At 61.6% G+C, this 17,338-nt stretch carries 10 protein-coding genes; 8 read left to right on the top strand and 2 right to left on the bottom strand.

The window, feature by feature from the left end:
- Positions 1 to 166 precede the first annotated feature (166 nt).
- The 7 genes from NKI72_RS15300 (at position 167) to bglA (ending at position 13,028) form a co-directional block, all read left to right on the top strand.
- Positions 167 to 2,635: a glycogen/starch/alpha-glucan phosphorylase gene (locus NKI72_RS15300; protein ID WP_352850278.1), complete on the top strand. Its 2,469-nt coding sequence runs from the start codon at positions 167 to 169 to the stop codon at positions 2,633 to 2,635.
- 146 nt (positions 2,636 to 2,781) lie between these two features.
- Positions 2,782 to 4,995 carry a 1,4-alpha-glucan branching protein GlgB gene (glgB, locus tag NKI72_RS15295; protein ID WP_352850277.1) on the top strand — a complete coding sequence of 738 codons (2,214 nt, stop codon included), beginning with the start codon at positions 2,782 to 2,784 and terminating at the stop codon, positions 4,993 to 4,995.
- A 35-nt stretch (positions 4,996 to 5,030) separates the two neighbouring features.
- Positions 5,031 to 6,296, top strand: a complete 1,266-nt coding sequence (gene glgC, locus NKI72_RS15290) for a glucose-1-phosphate adenylyltransferase (protein ID WP_352490794.1) — start codon at positions 5,031 to 5,033, stop codon at positions 6,294 to 6,296.
- Positions 6,297 to 6,299: 3 nt separating this feature from the next.
- The gene (glgA, locus tag NKI72_RS15285; RefSeq protein ID WP_352470956.1) at positions 6,300 to 7,745 is read left to right on the top strand and encodes a glycogen synthase GlgA; all 1,446 of its coding nucleotides are present in this window, start codon (positions 6,300 to 6,302) and stop codon (positions 7,743 to 7,745) included.
- Between the two features lie 3 nt (positions 7,746 to 7,748).
- Positions 7,749 to 9,377 carry an alpha-D-glucose phosphate-specific phosphoglucomutase gene (locus NKI72_RS15280; RefSeq protein ID WP_352850276.1) on the top strand — a complete coding sequence of 543 codons (1,629 nt, stop codon included), beginning with the start codon at positions 7,749 to 7,751 and terminating at the stop codon, positions 9,375 to 9,377.
- The gene (glgX, locus tag NKI72_RS15275) at positions 9,377 to 11,410 is read left to right on the top strand and encodes a glycogen debranching protein GlgX (RefSeq protein ID WP_352850275.1); all 2,034 of its coding nucleotides are present in this window, start codon (positions 9,377 to 9,379) and stop codon (positions 11,408 to 11,410) included. The genes NKI72_RS15280 and glgX overlap by 1 nt, the downstream gene beginning before the upstream one ends.
- The gene (bglA, locus tag NKI72_RS15270) at positions 11,403 to 13,028 is read left to right on the top strand and encodes a beta-galactosidase BglA (protein WP_352850273.1); all 1,626 of its coding nucleotides are present in this window, start codon (positions 11,403 to 11,405) and stop codon (positions 13,026 to 13,028) included. Before glgX ends, bglA begins: the two co-directional genes overlap by 8 nt.
- 16 nt (positions 13,029 to 13,044) lie before the next feature.
- Here bglA and NKI72_RS15265 read toward each other — a convergent pair whose 3' ends face one another.
- Together NKI72_RS15265 and NKI72_RS15260 are read right to left on the bottom strand one after the other, a co-directional pair.
- The gene (locus NKI72_RS15265) at positions 13,045 to 14,829 is read right to left on the bottom strand and encodes a pilus assembly protein TadG-related protein (protein ID WP_352850272.1); all 1,785 of its coding nucleotides are present in this window, start codon (positions 14,827 to 14,829) and stop codon (positions 13,045 to 13,047) included.
- A 1-nt stretch (position 14,830) separates the two neighbouring features.
- A complete protein-coding gene (locus NKI72_RS15260) occupies positions 14,831 to 15,310 on the bottom strand; it encodes a TadE family protein (RefSeq protein WP_084641571.1) in 480 nt (159 codons plus the stop codon).
- A 381-nt stretch (positions 15,311 to 15,691) separates the two neighbouring features.
- Between NKI72_RS15260 and NKI72_RS15255 the strand changes: the two genes are divergently transcribed.
- Positions 15,692 to 17,284 (top strand): peptide ABC transporter substrate-binding protein, encoded by a 1,593-nt coding sequence (locus NKI72_RS15255; RefSeq protein ID WP_352614906.1) that lies wholly within the window; start codon positions 15,692 to 15,694, stop codon positions 17,282 to 17,284.
- The last annotated feature ends 54 nt before the right edge of the window (positions 17,285 to 17,338 follow it).

Raw genomic sequence — 17,338 nt, 5'->3', positions numbered from 1 at the left:
TGAGGCCCATCGCCAAGGGTCCCAAACGCGCTGTTTCCAAATGCCAAATTGCCGCAGGGCAACCCGGCTTGCGATCACCTGAATCGATTGAACATCCGGTGGGATGCACTAGCATTGGCAGAGATGGTGAAAGCCGCATGATCCTGGCAACGTCACGAGAGGCAGCATGACGCGCGCGATGACAACCGAAGCTCCTCTGCCCACGCTCAAAAACCCGGATCCCAAGACGCTCGCCGAGGAAGTCTTGCAAGCCCTCAAATACAGGCTCGGCAAGGGCACCAACGTTGCAACCCAGTACGATTGGCTCACCGCCTCGATCAAGGTTGTACGCGACCGCATAGTCGATCACTGGATGCAGGCGACCCAAGAGGCCTACGCCCAGCAGGAAAAGCGCGTCTATTACCTGTCGCTGGAATTCCTCATCGGCCGCCTGATGCGCGATGCCTTTTCCAATCTCGGCCTGATGGACAATATGCGCGAGGCGCTTTCGTCGCTTGGCGTCGACCTCGACATCATTGCAGCGCTCGAACCGGACGCTGCCCTTGGTAATGGCGGGCTTGGCCGGCTCGCCGCCTGCTTCATGGAAAGCATGGCGACCGTCAATATACCCGCGCATGGCTACGGCATCCGCTACGCCAACGGCATGTTCCGGCAGGAGGTCCATGACGGCTGGCAGGTGGAGCTGCCCGAGACGTGGCTCGATCACGGCAATCCCTGGGAGTTCGAGCGCCGCGAACGCTCCTTCGAGGTCGGCTTCGGCGGCTCGGTGGAATCGGTCACGTCGAAGGACGGCAGGCTCGAGCGCCACGTCTGGAAGCCGACGGAACATGTTCTGGCCGTCGCTTACGATACGCCAGTGGTTGGCTGGCGGGCCAACCGCGTCAACACGCTGCGTCTGTGGTCCGGCATGCCGGTCGACCCGATCCTGCTCGACAAGTTCAATGCCGGCGATCACATCGGTGCGCTCGCCGAAAGCAACAAGGCCGATGCGTTGTCGCGCGTCCTTTACCCGGCCGATTCCCACAAGGCCGGCCAGGAGTTGCGGCTCAGGCAGGAGTATTTCTTCTCCACCGCCTCGCTGCAGGACATCGTCCAGCGTCATCTCAGCCAGTATGGCGACCTGCAATCGCTGCCCGACAAGGCGGCGATCCATCTTAACGACACCCATCCGGCCATCGCCGTCCCCGAGTTGATGCGCCTGTTGATGGATGTCCATGGCATGGATTTCGACCAGGCCTGGAGCATCACCAAGCGCACTTTCGGCTACACCAACCACACGCTCCTTCCCGAAGCGCTGGAAAGCTGGCCCGTGCCGCTGTTCGAGCGGCTGTTGCCGCGCCACATGCAGATCGTCTACGCCATCAACGCCGAGGTGCTGCTCGAGGCGCGCGCCTCCGACCAGTTCTCGGACGAGCAGATCAGCCGCATCTCGCTGATCCAGGAAAATGGCGATCGCCGCGTGCGTATGGGCAATCTGGCCTTTGTCGGCTCGCACTCTATCAACGGCGTGTCGGCACTGCATACGGAATTGATGAAGGAGACGGTGTTTGCCGACCTCCACAGGCTCTACCCGGATCGCATCAACAACAAGACCAACGGGATCACACCGCGGCGCTGGCTGATACAGTGCAATCCCGGCCTCACTGCACTCACCCGAGAGGCGATTGGCGACGGCTTCCTCGACGACATCGACGAGATAAACCGGCTTGATCCTCTTGCCGAGGACGCCGCCTTCCGCGACAAGTTCGCCGCCGTCAAACGGGCGAACAAGACGAGGCTTGCCAATCTCGTTGCAGACCGGCTCGGCATCAAGGTCGACCCGTCGGCGCTGTTCGACATCCAGGTCAAGCGCATCCACGAATACAAGCGCCAGCTCTTGAACATTCTCGAAGCGGTCGCGCTTTACGACCAGATCCGCTCGCATCCGGAGCGCGACTGGATGCCTCGCGTCAAATTCTTTGGCGGCAAGGCGGCGCCCAGCTATCACAACGCCAAGCTGATCATCAAACTTGCCAATGACGTCGCCCGAGTCATCAACCGCGACCCGGCGGTACGCGGCTTGCTGAAAGTGGTATTCGTGCCGAACTACAATGTCAGCCTGGCCGAGATCATGATGCCGGCCGCCGATCTGTCGGAGCAGATATCGACCGCCGGCATGGAAGCGTCCGGCACCGGCAACATGAAGTTCGCGCTGAACGGCGCGCTGACCATCGGCACGCTCGACGGCGCCAATGTCGAGATCAAGGAATGCGTGGGCGACGATAATATCTTCATCTTCGGCCTGACCACCGATGAGGTCGCCGAGCGGCGCAACAATGGTTACGATCCGCGCGCTGTGATCGAGGGATCGCCTGAATTGGCGCAGGCGCTGGCCGCGGTTTCATCCGGGGTTTTTTCACCTGATGATCCGGACCGTTATCGCGACCTGATCAACGGTCTTTACCAGAGCGACTGGTTCATGGTCGCCGCGGATTTCGATGCCTACGCCGCCACCCAGCGCGACGTCGATGCCGTCTGGCGCAACAGCCCGGACTGGTACGCCAGAGCCATCCGCAATGTCGCGCGCGTCGGCTGGTTCTCGTCCGACCGCACGATCCGCCAATATGCGAAAGACATCTGGCACGTGCCCGCCTGATGTGATTGCATGAGACTACGAACAATGTGGCCCTAGTGGAGTGATTTGACCCTCGCATCCCTTGGAGGGTAAGGCGGCATGGCGAATGTCGAATTCAAAACTCCACTAGAAACATACACTTGGTGCCCGGGGAGGGTCACTGCCTGATGAGCAAGCCGCGCGCGACCGTTGCGACAAACGGGCCGGACGGACTGGCGCCAGCCGGCGATGTCGCGGCGATTGTCGCCGGCACGCACGGCGATCCGTTTGCCGTGCTTGGCGTGCATGAGGCGGGAAAGGGCTTTGTCGCCCGCTGCTTCGTCCCTCATGCCGAGTTCGTCACCGCCTATACGCTGACCGGCAAGAAGGCCGGCGAGCTGTCGAGACACGACGACCGCGGTTTCTTCGAAGGCAAACTGTCGCTGCGCAAACGCCAGCCGCTGCGCTATCACGCCAGGAATTCCGGCGGTGACTGGTGGCTGACCGATCCATATTCCTTCGGTCCCGTGCTCGGCCCGCTGGACGATTATTACATCGCCGAAGGGTCGCATCTCAGGCTGTTCGACAAGCTCGGCGCCCATCTCATCGACCATGAAGGTGCATCGGGTGTGCATTTTGCGGTGTGGGCGCCCAATGCAAGGCGTGTCTCGGTGGTCGGCGACTTCAACGAGTGGGACGGCCGCAGGCATACCATGCGCGTCCGCCGCGACACCGGCATCTGGGAGCTGTTCATTCCCGACATCGGCGCTGGCCGCCCGTATAAGTATGAAATCATCGGGCCGGATGGCGTGAGATTGCCGCTCAAAGCCGATCCGTTTGCCTTCAAGTCCGAACTGCGCCCGGCCACCGCCTCGGTTACGGCACTGCCGCCGGCGCATGAATGGGGTGACGAGGCGCACCGGAACTACTGGCGCAATGCCGACCACAGGCGCGAAGCCGTATCGATCTACGAGGTCCATGCCGGGTCATGGCGGCTTCACGACGACGGCAGCTTCCTGTCGTGGGATGAGCTCGCCGACAGGCTGATCCCTTACGTGGTCGAGACCGGTTTTACCCACATCGAATTCATGCCGATCTCCGAACACCCTTATGACCCGTCCTGGGGCTACCAGACGACGGGTCTTTATGCGCCGACTGCCCGCTTTGGCGATCCGGACGGTTTTGCCCGCTTCGTCGACGGCGCCCACCGTGCAGGCATCGGCGTCATCCTTGACTGGGTGCCGGCGCATTTCCCGGTTGACGAACACGGTCTGGCAAAGTTCGACGGTACCGCGCTCTACGAACATGCCGATCCGCGCAAGGGCTTCCATCCCGACTGGAACACAGCGATCTACAATTTCGGCCGTCGCGAAGTGATTTCGTTCCTGGTCAACAATGCGCTGTTCTGGGCCGAGAAATATCACGTCGACGGACTGCGCGTCGATGCGGTCGCCTCGATGCTTTATCTCGATTATTCGCGCAAGGCCGGTGAATGGATTCCCAACGAGAAGGGCGGGCGAGAGAACCTCGAAGCGGTCAGCTTCCTGCAGCGGATGAACAAGGAGGTCTACGGCCACCATCCAGGTGTGATGACCATCGCCGAGGAATCGACCTCGTGGCCGAAAGTCTCGCAGCCGGTGCATGAAGGCGGACTGGGCTTCGGTTTCAAGTGGAACATGGGTTTCATGCATGACACTTTGGAGTATTTCTCCAAGGAGCCGATCTTCCGCAAGCATCACCACAACGACATCACCTTCGGCCTGGTCTACGCTTTCAGCGAGAATTTTGTGCTGCCGCTGTCCCATGACGAGGTGGTGCACGGCAAAGGCACGCTGCTCAACAAGATGGCCGGCGACGACTGGCAGAAATTCGCGACGCTGCGGGCCTACTACGCCTTCATGTGGGGTTATCCTGGCAAGAAGCTGTTGTTCATGGGCCAGGAGTTCGCACAGCGCCGCGAGTGGAGCGAGGCGCGCGCGCTCGACTGGAACCTGCTCGATTTCCGGTTCCACCGTGGCGTCTGGCAGACGGTGCGCGATCTCAACTATCTCTACCGCTCGCGCCCCGCGCTGCATGCCCGCGACTGCGAGCCGGAGGGCTTTTCCTGGCTGATCGTCGACGACAGCGCGAACTCGGTCTTTGCCTGGCTGCGCAGCGCGCCGGGCGGCAACCCGGTCGCCGTCATTTCCAACTTCACGCCGGTGCCGCGCGACAATTACCGCGTGCCGTTGCCGCAGGCCGGAAAATGGCGCGAGATCATCAACACCGATGCCACGGATTATGGCGGTTCCGGCAAGGGCAATAGCGGCGTCATCGAGGCTCGGGCGGAAGGGGGAGGGATTTCGGCGACGATGCTTTTGCCGCCGCTGTCGACGATCATGCTCGAATTCGTCCCGGACTGAGCTATGTCTGGAGCATCTAACCTGGGAGGATAGGAATGGCTGAAATAAAACGAACACAGCCGCTGGCACGCGACGCCATGGCTTATGTGCTGGCAGGCGGCCGTGGTAGCCGGCTCAAGGAACTGACCGACCGCCGCGCCAAGCCGGCGGTCTATTTTGGCGGCAAGACCCGCATCATCGATTTCGCGCTGTCCAATGCGCTCAATTCCGGTATCCGCCGCCTCGGCGTCGCCACCCAGTACAAGGCGCATTCGCTGATCCGCCATCTGCAGCGCGGCTGGAACTTCCTGCGGCCCGAGCGCAACGAGAGTTTCGACATCCTGCCTGCCAGCCAGCGTGTATCGGAAACGCAATGGTATGAGGGCACCGCCGACGCCGTTTACCAGAACATCGACATCATCGAGGCCTACGGGCCGGAATACATGGTCATCCTGGCCGGCGACCACATCTACAAGATGGACTACGAAATGATGCTGCGCCAGCATGTCGAGGCCGGCGCCGACGTCACCGTCGGCTGCCTCGAAGTGCCACGCATGGAAGCCACCGGCTTCGGCGTCATGCATGTCGATCCCAAGGACACCATCATCTCCTTCATCGAAAAGCCCGCCGATCCGCCGGGCATTCCCGACAAACCGGATTTCGCGCTGGCCTCGATGGGCATCTATGTGTTCAAGACCAAATTCCTGATGGAGCAATTGCGTCGCGATGCGGCGGAGCCCGGCTCGAGCCGGGACTTCGGCAAGGACATCATCCCCTACATCGTCGAGCACGGAAAGGCGATCGCCCATCGTTTTGCCAAATCCTGCGTGCGCTCGACCGCCGAGAACGAGGCCTATTGGCGCGACGTCGGCACGGTCGACGCCTATTGGGAGGCCAATATCGACCTGACCGACATCACGCCGGAACTCGACCTTTACGACCGCGATTGGCCGATCTGGACCTATGCCGAGTTGAAGCCGCCGGCAAAATTCGTGCATGACGAGGATGGCCGCCGCGGGTCGGCCGTGTCGTCTCTCGTGTCGGGCGATTGCATCGTTTCGGGCGCTTCGCTGAAGCGAAGCCTGATCTTCACCGGCGCGCGCATCAATTCCTATTCGACGCTGGAGGAGGTCGTCATGCTGCCGGACGTCCATGTCGGCCGCAACGCCAGGTTGAAGCGCGTGGTCATCGATCACGGCGTCAGGATCCCGGAGGGTCTGGTGGTCGGCGAGGATCCCGTCCTCGACGCCAAGCGTTTCCGCGTTTCGGAAAAAGGCATCTGCCTCGTCACGCAGGACATGATCAACAGGCTGGGATCGTAGTGCATGCAGGTTCTGTCGGTGGCGCCCGAGATCTTTCCGCTGGTCAAGACGGGCGGGCTCGCCGACGTGACCGGCGCCTTGCCCGTGGCATTGGCCGGCAAGGGCGTCACCATGCGCACGCTCGTCCCCGGCTATCCTCAGGTGATGGGCGCCTTCAGGAAAAAGAAGCCGGTTCAGCAATATCCATTGCTGCAGGGCGGCAAGGCTTCGGTGTATGCCGCCCAGATCGCCGGGCTCGACCTGTTCGTGCTTGACGCGCCGCATCTTTTCGACCGTCCCGGCGGCCCATACGGCAACGCGACAGGCGCCGACTGGCCGGACAATTGGCGGCGGTTCGCGGCCTTGAGCCAGGTAGGCGGTGATATTGCCGGCGGCGCGATCTCGGGCTACCTGCCCGATATCGTCCATGCCCATGACTGGCAGTCGGCAATGACGCTTGCCTACATGCGCTACGGCAAGGCGGTCGGCACGCCGTCGATGATCACCGTGCACAACCTAGCCTTCCAAGGCCAGTTCGGCGCCGGCATTTTTGGCGAGCTTGGCCTGCCGGCGGCGGCGATGGCGCTCGACGGCGTCGAATATTACGGCGGCGTCGGCTTCCTCAAGGCCGGCCTGCAGGCGGCGTGGGCGATCACCACGGTCAGCCCGACCTATGCGCAGGAAATCCGCTTGCCCGAATTCGGCATGGGCCTCGACGGCCTGATCAACATGCGCTCCGTCGATCTCCATGGCATCGTCAACGGCATCGATACCGAGATCTGGAACCCGGAAACCGACAAGCATCTGGTCTCCAACTACACCGCAAAGACGCTCAAGGCGCGAATGCCCAACAAGGCCGCGGTCGAGGACCGTTTCAGCCTCGATCGCGATGACAGCCCGATCGTCTGCGTCGTCAGCCGGCTGACCTGGCAAAAGGGCATGGACATACTGGCTGCGGCCATCGACGGCATCGTTGCAAGAGGTGCACGGCTGGCGATCCTCGGCTCCGGCGACGCTGGGCTGGAAGGCGCGTTGCTTGCCGCCGCAGCCCGCCATCGCGGCCGCATCGGCGTCGTCGTCGGCTATGACGAGGGACTCTCCCACACCATGCAGGGCGGCTGCGACGCAATCATTATCCCATCGCGCTTCGAACCTTGCGGGCTGACACAGCTTTACGGCCTGCGCTATGGCTGCGTGCCGGTCGTCGCGCGCACCGGCGGCCTTGCCGACACGATCATCGATGCCAACGAAGCCGCCATCTCTGCCGGCGTGGCGACCGGTTTCCAGTTTGCGCCCGCCAATGCCGGCGCCTTGCTGCACGCCGTCCGCCGCCTTGTCGAGGCGCATGCCAATCCCGCAGTGTGGACGTCGATGCAGCGGCAAGGCATGAAGGCCGACGTTTCGTGGGACAAAAGCGCCGAAAAATATGTCCAACACTATCGCTTGCTGCTTTCGAAAAGGGCTGCCTGACTGATGATCCGCACCGTCGCCACCAAACCCTATCCCGACCAGAAGCCCGGCACGTCCGGGCTGCGTAAAAAGGTCCCCGTGTTCCAGCAGGAGCACTATGCCGAGAACTTCATCCAGTCGATCTTCGACGCGCTGGACGGGTTCGAGGGCAAAACCCTGGTGATCGGCGGCGACGGCCGCTTCTATAACCGCGAGGTCATCCAGAAGGCCATCGCCATGGCCGCGGCAAACGGCTTCGGCAAGGTGATGGTCGGGCAGGGCGGCATCTTGTCGACGCCGGCCGCTTCGCATGTCATCCGCAAATACAAGACCTTTGGCGGCATCATCCTGTCGGCCAGCCACAATCCGGGTGGCCCGCATGAGGATTTCGGCATCAAGTACAATGCCGGCAATGGCGGCCCGGCGCCGGAAAAGCTGACCGATGCGATCTTCGAAAAAACCAAGGCGATTTCAAGCTTCAAGATCGCCGATATCGGGCAGGTCGACATCGACACGATCGGCACGGTCAAGACGGGGGACATGACCGTCGAAATCATCGATCCTGTCGCCGACTATGCCGAACTGATGGAAAGCCTGTTCGATTTCGACGCATTGCGGGCGCTGTTCAGGTCGGGCTTCCGCATGCGCTTCGACGCCATGCATGCGGTGACCGGCCCCTATGCCAAGGAGATCCTCGAAAACCGGCTCGGCGCGCCCAACGGCACCGCCCGCAATTTCATTCCGCTGCCGGATTTCGGCGGCCATCATCCCGATCCCAATCTGGTGCACGCAAAACACCTCTACGACGAGATGATGGGGCCGGATGCGCCAGACTTTGGCGCCGCCTCGGATGGCGACGGCGACCGCAACCTGATTATCGGCAAGGGAATTTTCATCACCCCGTCGGATTCGGTGGCGATGCTCGCCGCCAACGCCCATCTGGCACCGGGCTACAAGGCCGGGCTGAAAGGCATCGCCCGCTCGATGCCGACCAGCGGTGCTGCCGACCGGGTCGCCGAAAAGCTCGGCATCGGCATCTACGAGACGCCGACCGGCTGGAAATTTTTCGGCAATCTGCTCGATGCCGGCATGGCAACGATCTGTGGCGAGGAGAGTGCGGGGACCGGCTCCAACCATGTCCGCGAAAAGGACGGCCTGTGGGCTGTGCTTTTATGGCTCAACATCCTTGCCGTTCGCGGCGAAAGCGCCAAGCAGATCGTCACCCAGCATTGGACGGCCTATGGCCGTAACTATTATTCGCGCCACGACTACGAGGAGGTCGAGACCGATCGTGCCAACGCGCTTGTCGGCGAGTTGCGCGCCAAGCTCGGCTCGCTGCCTGGCACCCGCGTGCGCGGCATGACGATCGCCAGCGCCGATGATTTCGCCTATCACGATCCGGTCGATGGCTCGGTCAGCAGGAAACAGGGCATCAGGGTGCTGTTCGAAGGCGGCTCACGCGTCGTCTTCCGCCTGTCCGGCACCGGTACCTCGGGCGCGACGCTGCGGCTTTATGTCGAGCGCTACGAGCCGGACAAGAACCGCCACGATCTCGACACCCAGGAGGCGCTTGCCGATCTGATCGCGGCGGCCGACGACATTGCCGGGATTCGCAGCCATACGGGCCGCGCCAAGCCGAGCGTCATCACCTGATGTCGTCGGGACTATCCGCCGGCTATCGTCCGCGATTTGGCGGGCTTGCCGGGGAGGGCGGTATCCGCTTCGCCGCATGGTCCTCGTCGGCTCGGCGCATCTGGGTTTCGATTTTCGACGAACACGGCAACCGCGAAGTCGACCGGCTGGAACTCCAGTCGGAAGACGAGGGCGTCCATGCACTTTTTGTTGCCGGTCTCGCCGCCGGGACCCGATACGGGTTCCGCGCCGATGGCGACTACGCGCCGGAACACGGTCTCTGGTTCGATCCCGACAAGCTGCTGGCCGATCCCTATGCCGTCGAGATCGACAGGCCCTATGCCTATGACGGCCGGCTCGCCACGCGCCGGGGCGAGGGGGCCGACACGGCGCCGCTGATGCCGAAAGCCATCGCCGGCGCCTTGCCGGAACCCTTGTCCGCCTTGCCGCCGCTGTTTCGGCCCGGCGGCCTTATCTACGAAGTGCCGGTACGCGCCTTCACAAAGCTGCATCCCGACATTCCCGAGAAGCAACGCGGCACCATTGCAGCGCTTGCTCACCCCCTCGTTGTCGAGCATCTGCAAAAACTCGGCGTGGCAGCCATTGAGTTGATGCCGGTGACTGCATCGATCGACGAACGGCATTTACCGCCGCTCGATCTGCGCAACGCCTGGGGTTATAATCCCGTGACCTTCATGGCGCTCGATCCGCGGCTGGCGCCCGGCGGTCTGGCCGAGTTGCGCGGAACGGTCGCCGCGCTGCGCGAGGCCGGCATCGGCACCATTCTCGACCTGGTGTTCAACCACACCGGCGAAAGCGACCGGCTCGGCCCGACATTGTCGCTGCGCGGCCTCGACAGTCGCGCCTACTACCGGCACGAGGCCGACGGCGCTCTGGTCAATGACACCGGAACCGGCAATACGCTCGCCTGCGAGCATCCGGTCGTCCGGGAAATGGTCCTCGACACGCTTCGCCACTTTGTCCAGCGCGCCGGTGTCGACGGATTCCGCTTCGACCTGGCGCCGATCCTCGGCCGCGTCGCCGGCGTTTTCGACGCCGATGCGCCGCTGCTGAACGCCATTCGCAACGACCCTGTTCTTGGCGACCGGGTGCTGATCGCCGAGCCGTGGGATATCGGACCGGATGGCTATCAGCTCGGCAATTTTCCGCCGCCCTTCCTCGAATGGAACGACAAATACCGCGACGATATCCGCCGCTTCTGGCGCGGCGACGGCGGCATGATCGGTGCGCTGGCGACCCGGCTTGCGGGTTCGTCCGACGTCTTTACCAAAGCAGACCAGACAACGAGCCGCAGCGTCAATTTCATCGCCGCGCATGACGGCATGACGCTGGCCGATATCGTCGCCTATGAGCACAAGCACAACGAGGCCAATGGCGAACAGAACCGCGATGGTCACGACGACAACCTGTCCTGGAACAATGGCGTCGAGGGCGAGACCGGCGACCAATCAATTGTTACGGCCCGTTTCGATGACAAGCGCGCGCTGCTGGCGACGCTCTTTGCCTCGCGCGGCACGATCATGCTGACGGCCGGCGACGAGTTCGGCCGCACGCAGCGCGGCAACAACAACGCCTACGCGCAGGACAATGACATCACCTGGCTCGACTGGGCCGGGCGCGACCTGGCGCTCGAGCACCATACGGCTCTGCTCGCCAGGATGCGTCGTGTCGTGTCGGCGCTCTTGGACACGATGTTCCTGACCGGAGAACAGCCTGCGGGTTCGGAAATCCCAGACGTAGCCTGGCTGACGGAAACCGGCGTGCCGCTCGACGAGGCAGCCTGGCACGATGCCAGGCGGCACCGGCTGGTCATGGTTCTTGGTAGCGGTGAGAACAGTCGCCTTGCGGTGGTCATCAATGGCGATCGCCGGGCCTGCATGTTCACGCTGCCGGAACGGGCGGGTTTTCATTGGCGCCCAGCCATCGAAACGGATACTGGCGACATCTCACGGCCGGTGCCTGGGCGAACAGTCATGTTCATGATCGAACGCAGGCCCGCGCGGGCGGGCGCAGGGGAGAGCCACGATGGCTGACAATACCGAATGGTGGCGCGGCTGCGTCATCTACCAGATCTACCCGCGCTCCTTCCAGGACACGACAGGCGACGGCAGCGGCGATCTCAGCGGCGTCACCTCGAGGCTGGCCCATGTCGCATCGCTGGGTGTCGACGCCGTCTGGCTCTCGCCTTTTTTCAGGTCGCCAATGGCCGATATGGGTTATGACGTTTCGGATTACTGCGCCGTCGATCCGATGTTCGGCACATTAGAGGATTTCGACGCACTGATTGCAGAGGCGCACCGGCTCGGCCTGAAGGTGATCATCGATCAGGTCTTGTCGCATTCGTCGGATCGGCACGAATGGTTCGTCGAAAGCCGCACGAGCCACGACAACCCCAAGGCCGACTGGTACGTCTGGGCCGATGCGAAGCCCGACGGCACCGCCCCCAATAACTGGCTGTCGCTTTTCGGCGGCCCGGCTTGGGAATGGGACGCAACGCGCAGGCAATATTACCTGCACAATTTCCTCGCCTCGCAGCCGGACCTGAATTTCCACAACCCGCAGGTGCAGGACGCCTTGCTGGAAACGGTGCGGTTCTGGCTGGAGCGCGGCGTCGACGGTTTCCGGATGGATACGGTCAACTATTACGTCCACGACCGCTGGCTGCGCAGCAACCCGCCTTTGGCGGAAAGCGTCGCCGGCACCAATACGGCAACCAGCCCCTATCTCTATCAGGAGCATCTGTTCGACAAGAGCCAGCCGGAAAACCTTGCTTTCCTCAGGCGCTTCCGGGCCTTGCTTGACGAATATGAAGGCCGCGTCGCTGTCGGCGAGATTGGCGACGAAACGCGTTCCTTGCAGACACTCGCCGCCTATACCGGCGGTGGCGACAAGCTCCAAATGTCCTACACCTTCGACCTGCTCGGCCCGCAATTCTCGGCGTCTCATGTGCGTGGCTGTGTCGAGGCCTTCGAGAGTAAGGTGTTCGACGGCTGGGTTTGCTGGGCGTTCTCCAACCACGATGTCGTGCGCCATGTCAGTCGATGGACAAGGCCGGGCGGCGATCCGGACAGGGTGGCGAAATTCTCGATCGTGCTGCTTTCCTGCCTGCGCGGATCGATCTGCCTCTACCAGGGCGAAGAACTCGGGCTGGAGGAGGTCGAACTGGCGTTCGAGGATTTGCGTGATCCTTTCGGCATCCGCTTCTGGCCGGGGATCAAGGGGCGGGATGGGTGCCGAACGCCGATGGTCTGGGAGGCTGGCGCCGACAATGCCGGCTTTTCGACGGGCAAGCCGTGGCTTCCGGTCCCGGCAAGCCATCGTGACCGGGCGGTCGACGTCCAGGACGGCGAGCAAACCTCCGTCCTGGCGAGCTACCGGGCGATGCTGGCCTTGCGCAAGCAGCATCCGGCGCTGGTTCGAGGCTCGATCCGGTTCCTCGATGCCGAAGGCGACGTCCTGGCTTTCATTCGCGAAGGCGGTGACGAAAAGCTGCTCTGTGTCTTCAATTTCGCCGACGAGCCGGCCGGCTGGCAATTGCCAACGGATCTGGAAGCGATAGAGCCGAGAGATCTTGGCGGTGCTGCCGGCGTCTTGCAGGAAAGAACGCTGTCGCTGCCGCCGCTGGGCTGCTTCCTCGGCCGGATTGGCTGAGCTCTATTTCATCATCTCATTGAACAAGCACGGAGCGCCCGCAAGTCGCGCCGACAACCCGCACATCGGCCTCGCCGACATGCACGCCGACAGCTGCAAGCACGTTATAGACCAGTTCGTCGACCGGCGCCGTCACGCCGTTCAGAACCGTTACAACCGCCGGCTTAACCGTTCCGAGCAGGGCCGTCACGTCCAGCCCGAGGCCCAGTGCATTGACCGAGAGCGAGAGGCCGCTGACCAGCGATGTCGTGAGTGATTGCGTCAGGTTTTTTGTGGCGACAGTTTTTATCGTCTTGTTGGCGATATCGGTGCTGTCGAACGTCAATGGGGTCGGATCGTTGTTGGTGATGGCAAGTGATGACGAACCCTTCACATCGAGCAGATTGAGGGTAAGCAGCAGAAGCTTCACGCTTACCTGGGCAATCGTGGCATCGGAGAACGATTGCGGATTGCTGAAATCGGCGAAGGCCGATGCGTTGTTGTCGGCGTCGCTGGCGGCAAGGTGCAGCGACGCCACGCCAGGCTGCGCGGCGATCGAGACCTTGATGCTATCCGGCCGGCCGGTCGGGCAGCTGATGTCGGTTAGCTTGGCTTCCGCATAGGCGACTTCGACATGCAGAGGCAGGTTGACGGACAGCAGACTGATGCCGCCGCCCAGATTGGAATTGCCGATGCCCACTGTGGTGACCAGCTTGATTCGTGTCTGCGCGGTGCGCACCACGGTGCCTTTTTCCCCGACGGCCAGCCAGGGTGAATATTGCATCGGTTCACCGATGGCGATGGCGAGCGTGGTGGAGGTAAGTCCCGGAATAGTGGCGCCGAGATCGACCTGGACCTGGTTTGAGCCATTGGCCAGCGAGGCGGCGGCACCCAGCATGCCCATCGCGCTTGCGTCGACGGAAAAGCCAGGAGACTTTTGTCCGAGACCGAGCCTGCCGATCGAGCCAAGATCGATAAGATGACTGAGGGGTATCTTGACCGTGTTGGTGGCCCTCGACGCGATCGTCTGCAGCACAAGTTTGCTGGCGCTACCCGATCCGGACGCATTGGCCATGGCGGTCGCGATCTGGCCTACCGTCGCTTTTGACGCCAGAACGTCGGAATAGCTGACACCTGTCAGTTGCAACTGTATGGCAAGGGCATCGACGAACGAAAGCACGTTGACATCGGCCGAGATCAGCGCGTTGTAGTCCATGACGCTGAGCGAAATGTTAGCGCCCAGCAACTTGCTGAGAAGCGCGTTGAGGATGCCGCCATTGACGCTGAGGAGCCTGGACCCGACCGAGAACATCGCTTGCGGGGTCACGCTGGCAATGGCTTCGGTGCCGACAACCGGAGTAGGGATGAGCGAACTGGCGAAATACCGGGCGGGGATTTTTCGCAGAGTGACGCGAACGGCGTTGTAAGGCGTTTTGCCGGCTTCGAAGCGCTTGTCGACACCAACGGAGGACGCCGCTGAGTATCGGCCGCCGGTGACCGACACGACGGTTTTGCCAACCGTGGGAACGATTGTCTGACCTGCCTTTTGAACAATGATGCCGGGCATTCGGTTGTCACTGAGCGTGGTTACCGCCGCGGCTTCCAAATTGTTGATGTTCGACGCCGCGGTGATCGCCGCCAGATCGGTCATCGCCTGGGCTTCCCTGCGCTCCGTGTAGATCGAACCTTCGTCGACAGCGAAGGCAGCCAGCCCCAGCGCGAATGGCGCTGTCAGCGCCGTCATGACGGCAAAGTTCGCCTTCTTGTCGCCAACCATCGAGCGAGCGATCCGCCCGATGCTCCTCAGCAAGAACTGCGACATTTCAAATGCCTCCAATCCTGATGGTAGATCTGCGCGACATCGTGGTTTGCGGCATCGCAAGGCTTGGTAATAGGTTCCAGATCGGCAGGTTGCTGGCATCGTACTGGATCGACACGACGAACTGATTTCCGTCGGCCGTGCTGTCCGTTGCCTGATAGGTCAGCTTGCCGGAATCGACAAACGGGTATCCACTGGCATTGTTTTTGACGAAACTCGCCACCAGCGCCTGGCGCTCGGTTTGATTCAATCCGGCAATTGCAGTGCGGGCGGCATCGGCGGCGATTTGCTGCAAGGAGTTGCTTGCACCAAAATAGATACCATATGCAACCATTCCGAGCAAAAGAAGGATAAAGATTGGGGAAAGCAGGGCGAACTCGACCGCGGAAGTTCCGGACTCTTCTCCAATTTTGCGTAGATTCGTCCGTATGTGGCGCAATATTTTACGCTTCAATGCGACAGTATTACTGTCTATCTTGTTCATTGCCCTTGCCCGTTGGAACCCAAGGTCGATGTGCCGATTCCATCGAAATTTGTAACCCTTGGTTGCCTAAGAACCAATTAATACATTCCGGTAAACTGAAAAGATCGGCCAGATCATTTCCCAGATCGGCGTTCTGGCCAGGAAACCCAGTCAAACTCATGGTTTCGACCATTGATTGGCCGCCCGCAAAACGACTGCCCCGGCCCCCTTACTTTGGGTGACCCCGAGAGTCTGTTGAAATAAAAAATCTCCACGTTACTGTTTGGCCACCAGCTGCCGGAAAGGGAACCGGCTGCGCGCTCGAAAGGAACCAGCCAATCGGTTTCGGGGCGTCAACACTTAGAGACGTGGCCGAAGGGCGACGTCGTTAGGGAGAACTCCATGCTGAAACATGTGCTGAAGGCGACGGTACTCGCCACGACCATGGTCTTGGCTGCCGGTACGTTCTACACGCCGGCTTTCGCCGAGACCGTCTACAACCGCGGAGCCGCCGCCGAAGCGGAGACGCTCGATCCGCACAAGACCTCGACGGTCTACGAAGCCGATATCATACGCGACCTGTTCCAGGGCCTCGTCATGCATGACCAGAAGACGAATCTCATTCCGGGCGCCGCTGAAAGCTGGACGGTGTCCGACGACGGCACTGTCTACACCTTCAAGCTGCGCAAGGACGGCCTCTGGTCGGATGGCAGCCCGGTGACGGCGGACGACTTCGTTTATTCGTTCCGTCGGCTGGAAGATCCGGCCACCGCTGCGGAATACGCTTCCATGCTCTATCCAGTGAAGGGTGCCGAGGAAGTCAACACCAAGAAGGGCAAGCCGGAGGATATGGGCGTCAAGGCGATTGACGCAAATACCCTCGAAGTCACGCTCAAGGCGCCAACGCCTTACTTCCTGGAGATGCTGACCCATCAGGCGACCTATCCGGTTAACAAGGCGTCTATCGAAAAGCTTGGCGCCGACTGGATCAAGGCAGGCAAGCTGGTCTCGAACGGGGCCTTTACAGCGGCAGAGTGGATTCCCAACGACCATCTAAAGCTGGTCAAGAATCCGAAATTCTGGGACGCCGCCAGCGTCAAGTTGGACGTGGTCAACTACATCCCGACCGAGGATCGCTCGTCCGCGATGAAGCGCTTCGAGGCCGGCGAATTCGACAGTTACGGTGACCTGCCGACCGAACAGCTCGCCGATCTCAAGACCAAATTCGGCGACCAGGTCCGTGTCGGGCCATATCTCGGCATCTACTATTACGCGATCAAGACCGACAAGGCGCCTTGGGACAACGTCGAACTGCGCAACGCTATCTCGATGGCGATCGATCGCGACTTCCTCGCTGAAAAAGTCTGGCAGAATTCGATGCTGCCCGGCTATTCGATGGTCCCTCCGGGTATCCAGGGCTACACGCCGGCACTGGCCAAATACGCCGACATGCCGCAGATCGACCGCGAGGACGCTGCCAAGAAGATCCTCGAGAAACTCGGCTATACACCCGAGCATCCGTTGAAGATGCAGATCCGCTACAACACCTCGGAAAACCACAAGAACACCGCTGTCGCCATCCAGGAACAGTTGAAGCCGCTTGGCGTCGAGGTCACGCTGCTCAACACCGACACCAAGACCCACTACTCCTTCCTCGAGCAGAAGGGCGACTACGATGTGGCGCGTGCCGCCTGGATCGCCGATTACAAGGACCCGGAAACCTTCCTCGGCATATCTCGCAAGGCCAGCGGCAACAATTATTCGAGCTATAACAGCCCGAAATTCGAGGCGGCCATGGACAAGGCCGCCGCCGCCGGCGGCAAGCCCGAACAGCGCATGAAGGAACTCGCCGAGGCCGAGCGCATCCTCGTCGACGACGTCGGCGAGATCCCGCTTCTCTACTACAGCTACCACGACATCGTTTCCTCGAAGCTGCACGGCTTCGACGACAATGTGATGGACATCCATCCGTCCCGCTTCATTAGCAAGGACTGATCCCTTAGCCAGGCCGCCGCGCGACTCAATGCGCGGCGGCGCTGGTTTGCCATC

It is taken from the genome of Mesorhizobium sp. M0437 (genome assembly GCF_040321335.1).
In the GTDB taxonomy this organism is placed as follows: domain Bacteria; phylum Pseudomonadota; class Alphaproteobacteria; order Rhizobiales; family Rhizobiaceae; genus Mesorhizobium.
Note: the sequence above shows the minus strand (reverse complement) of the source record. Positions and strands in the feature narration are given on the sequence as shown.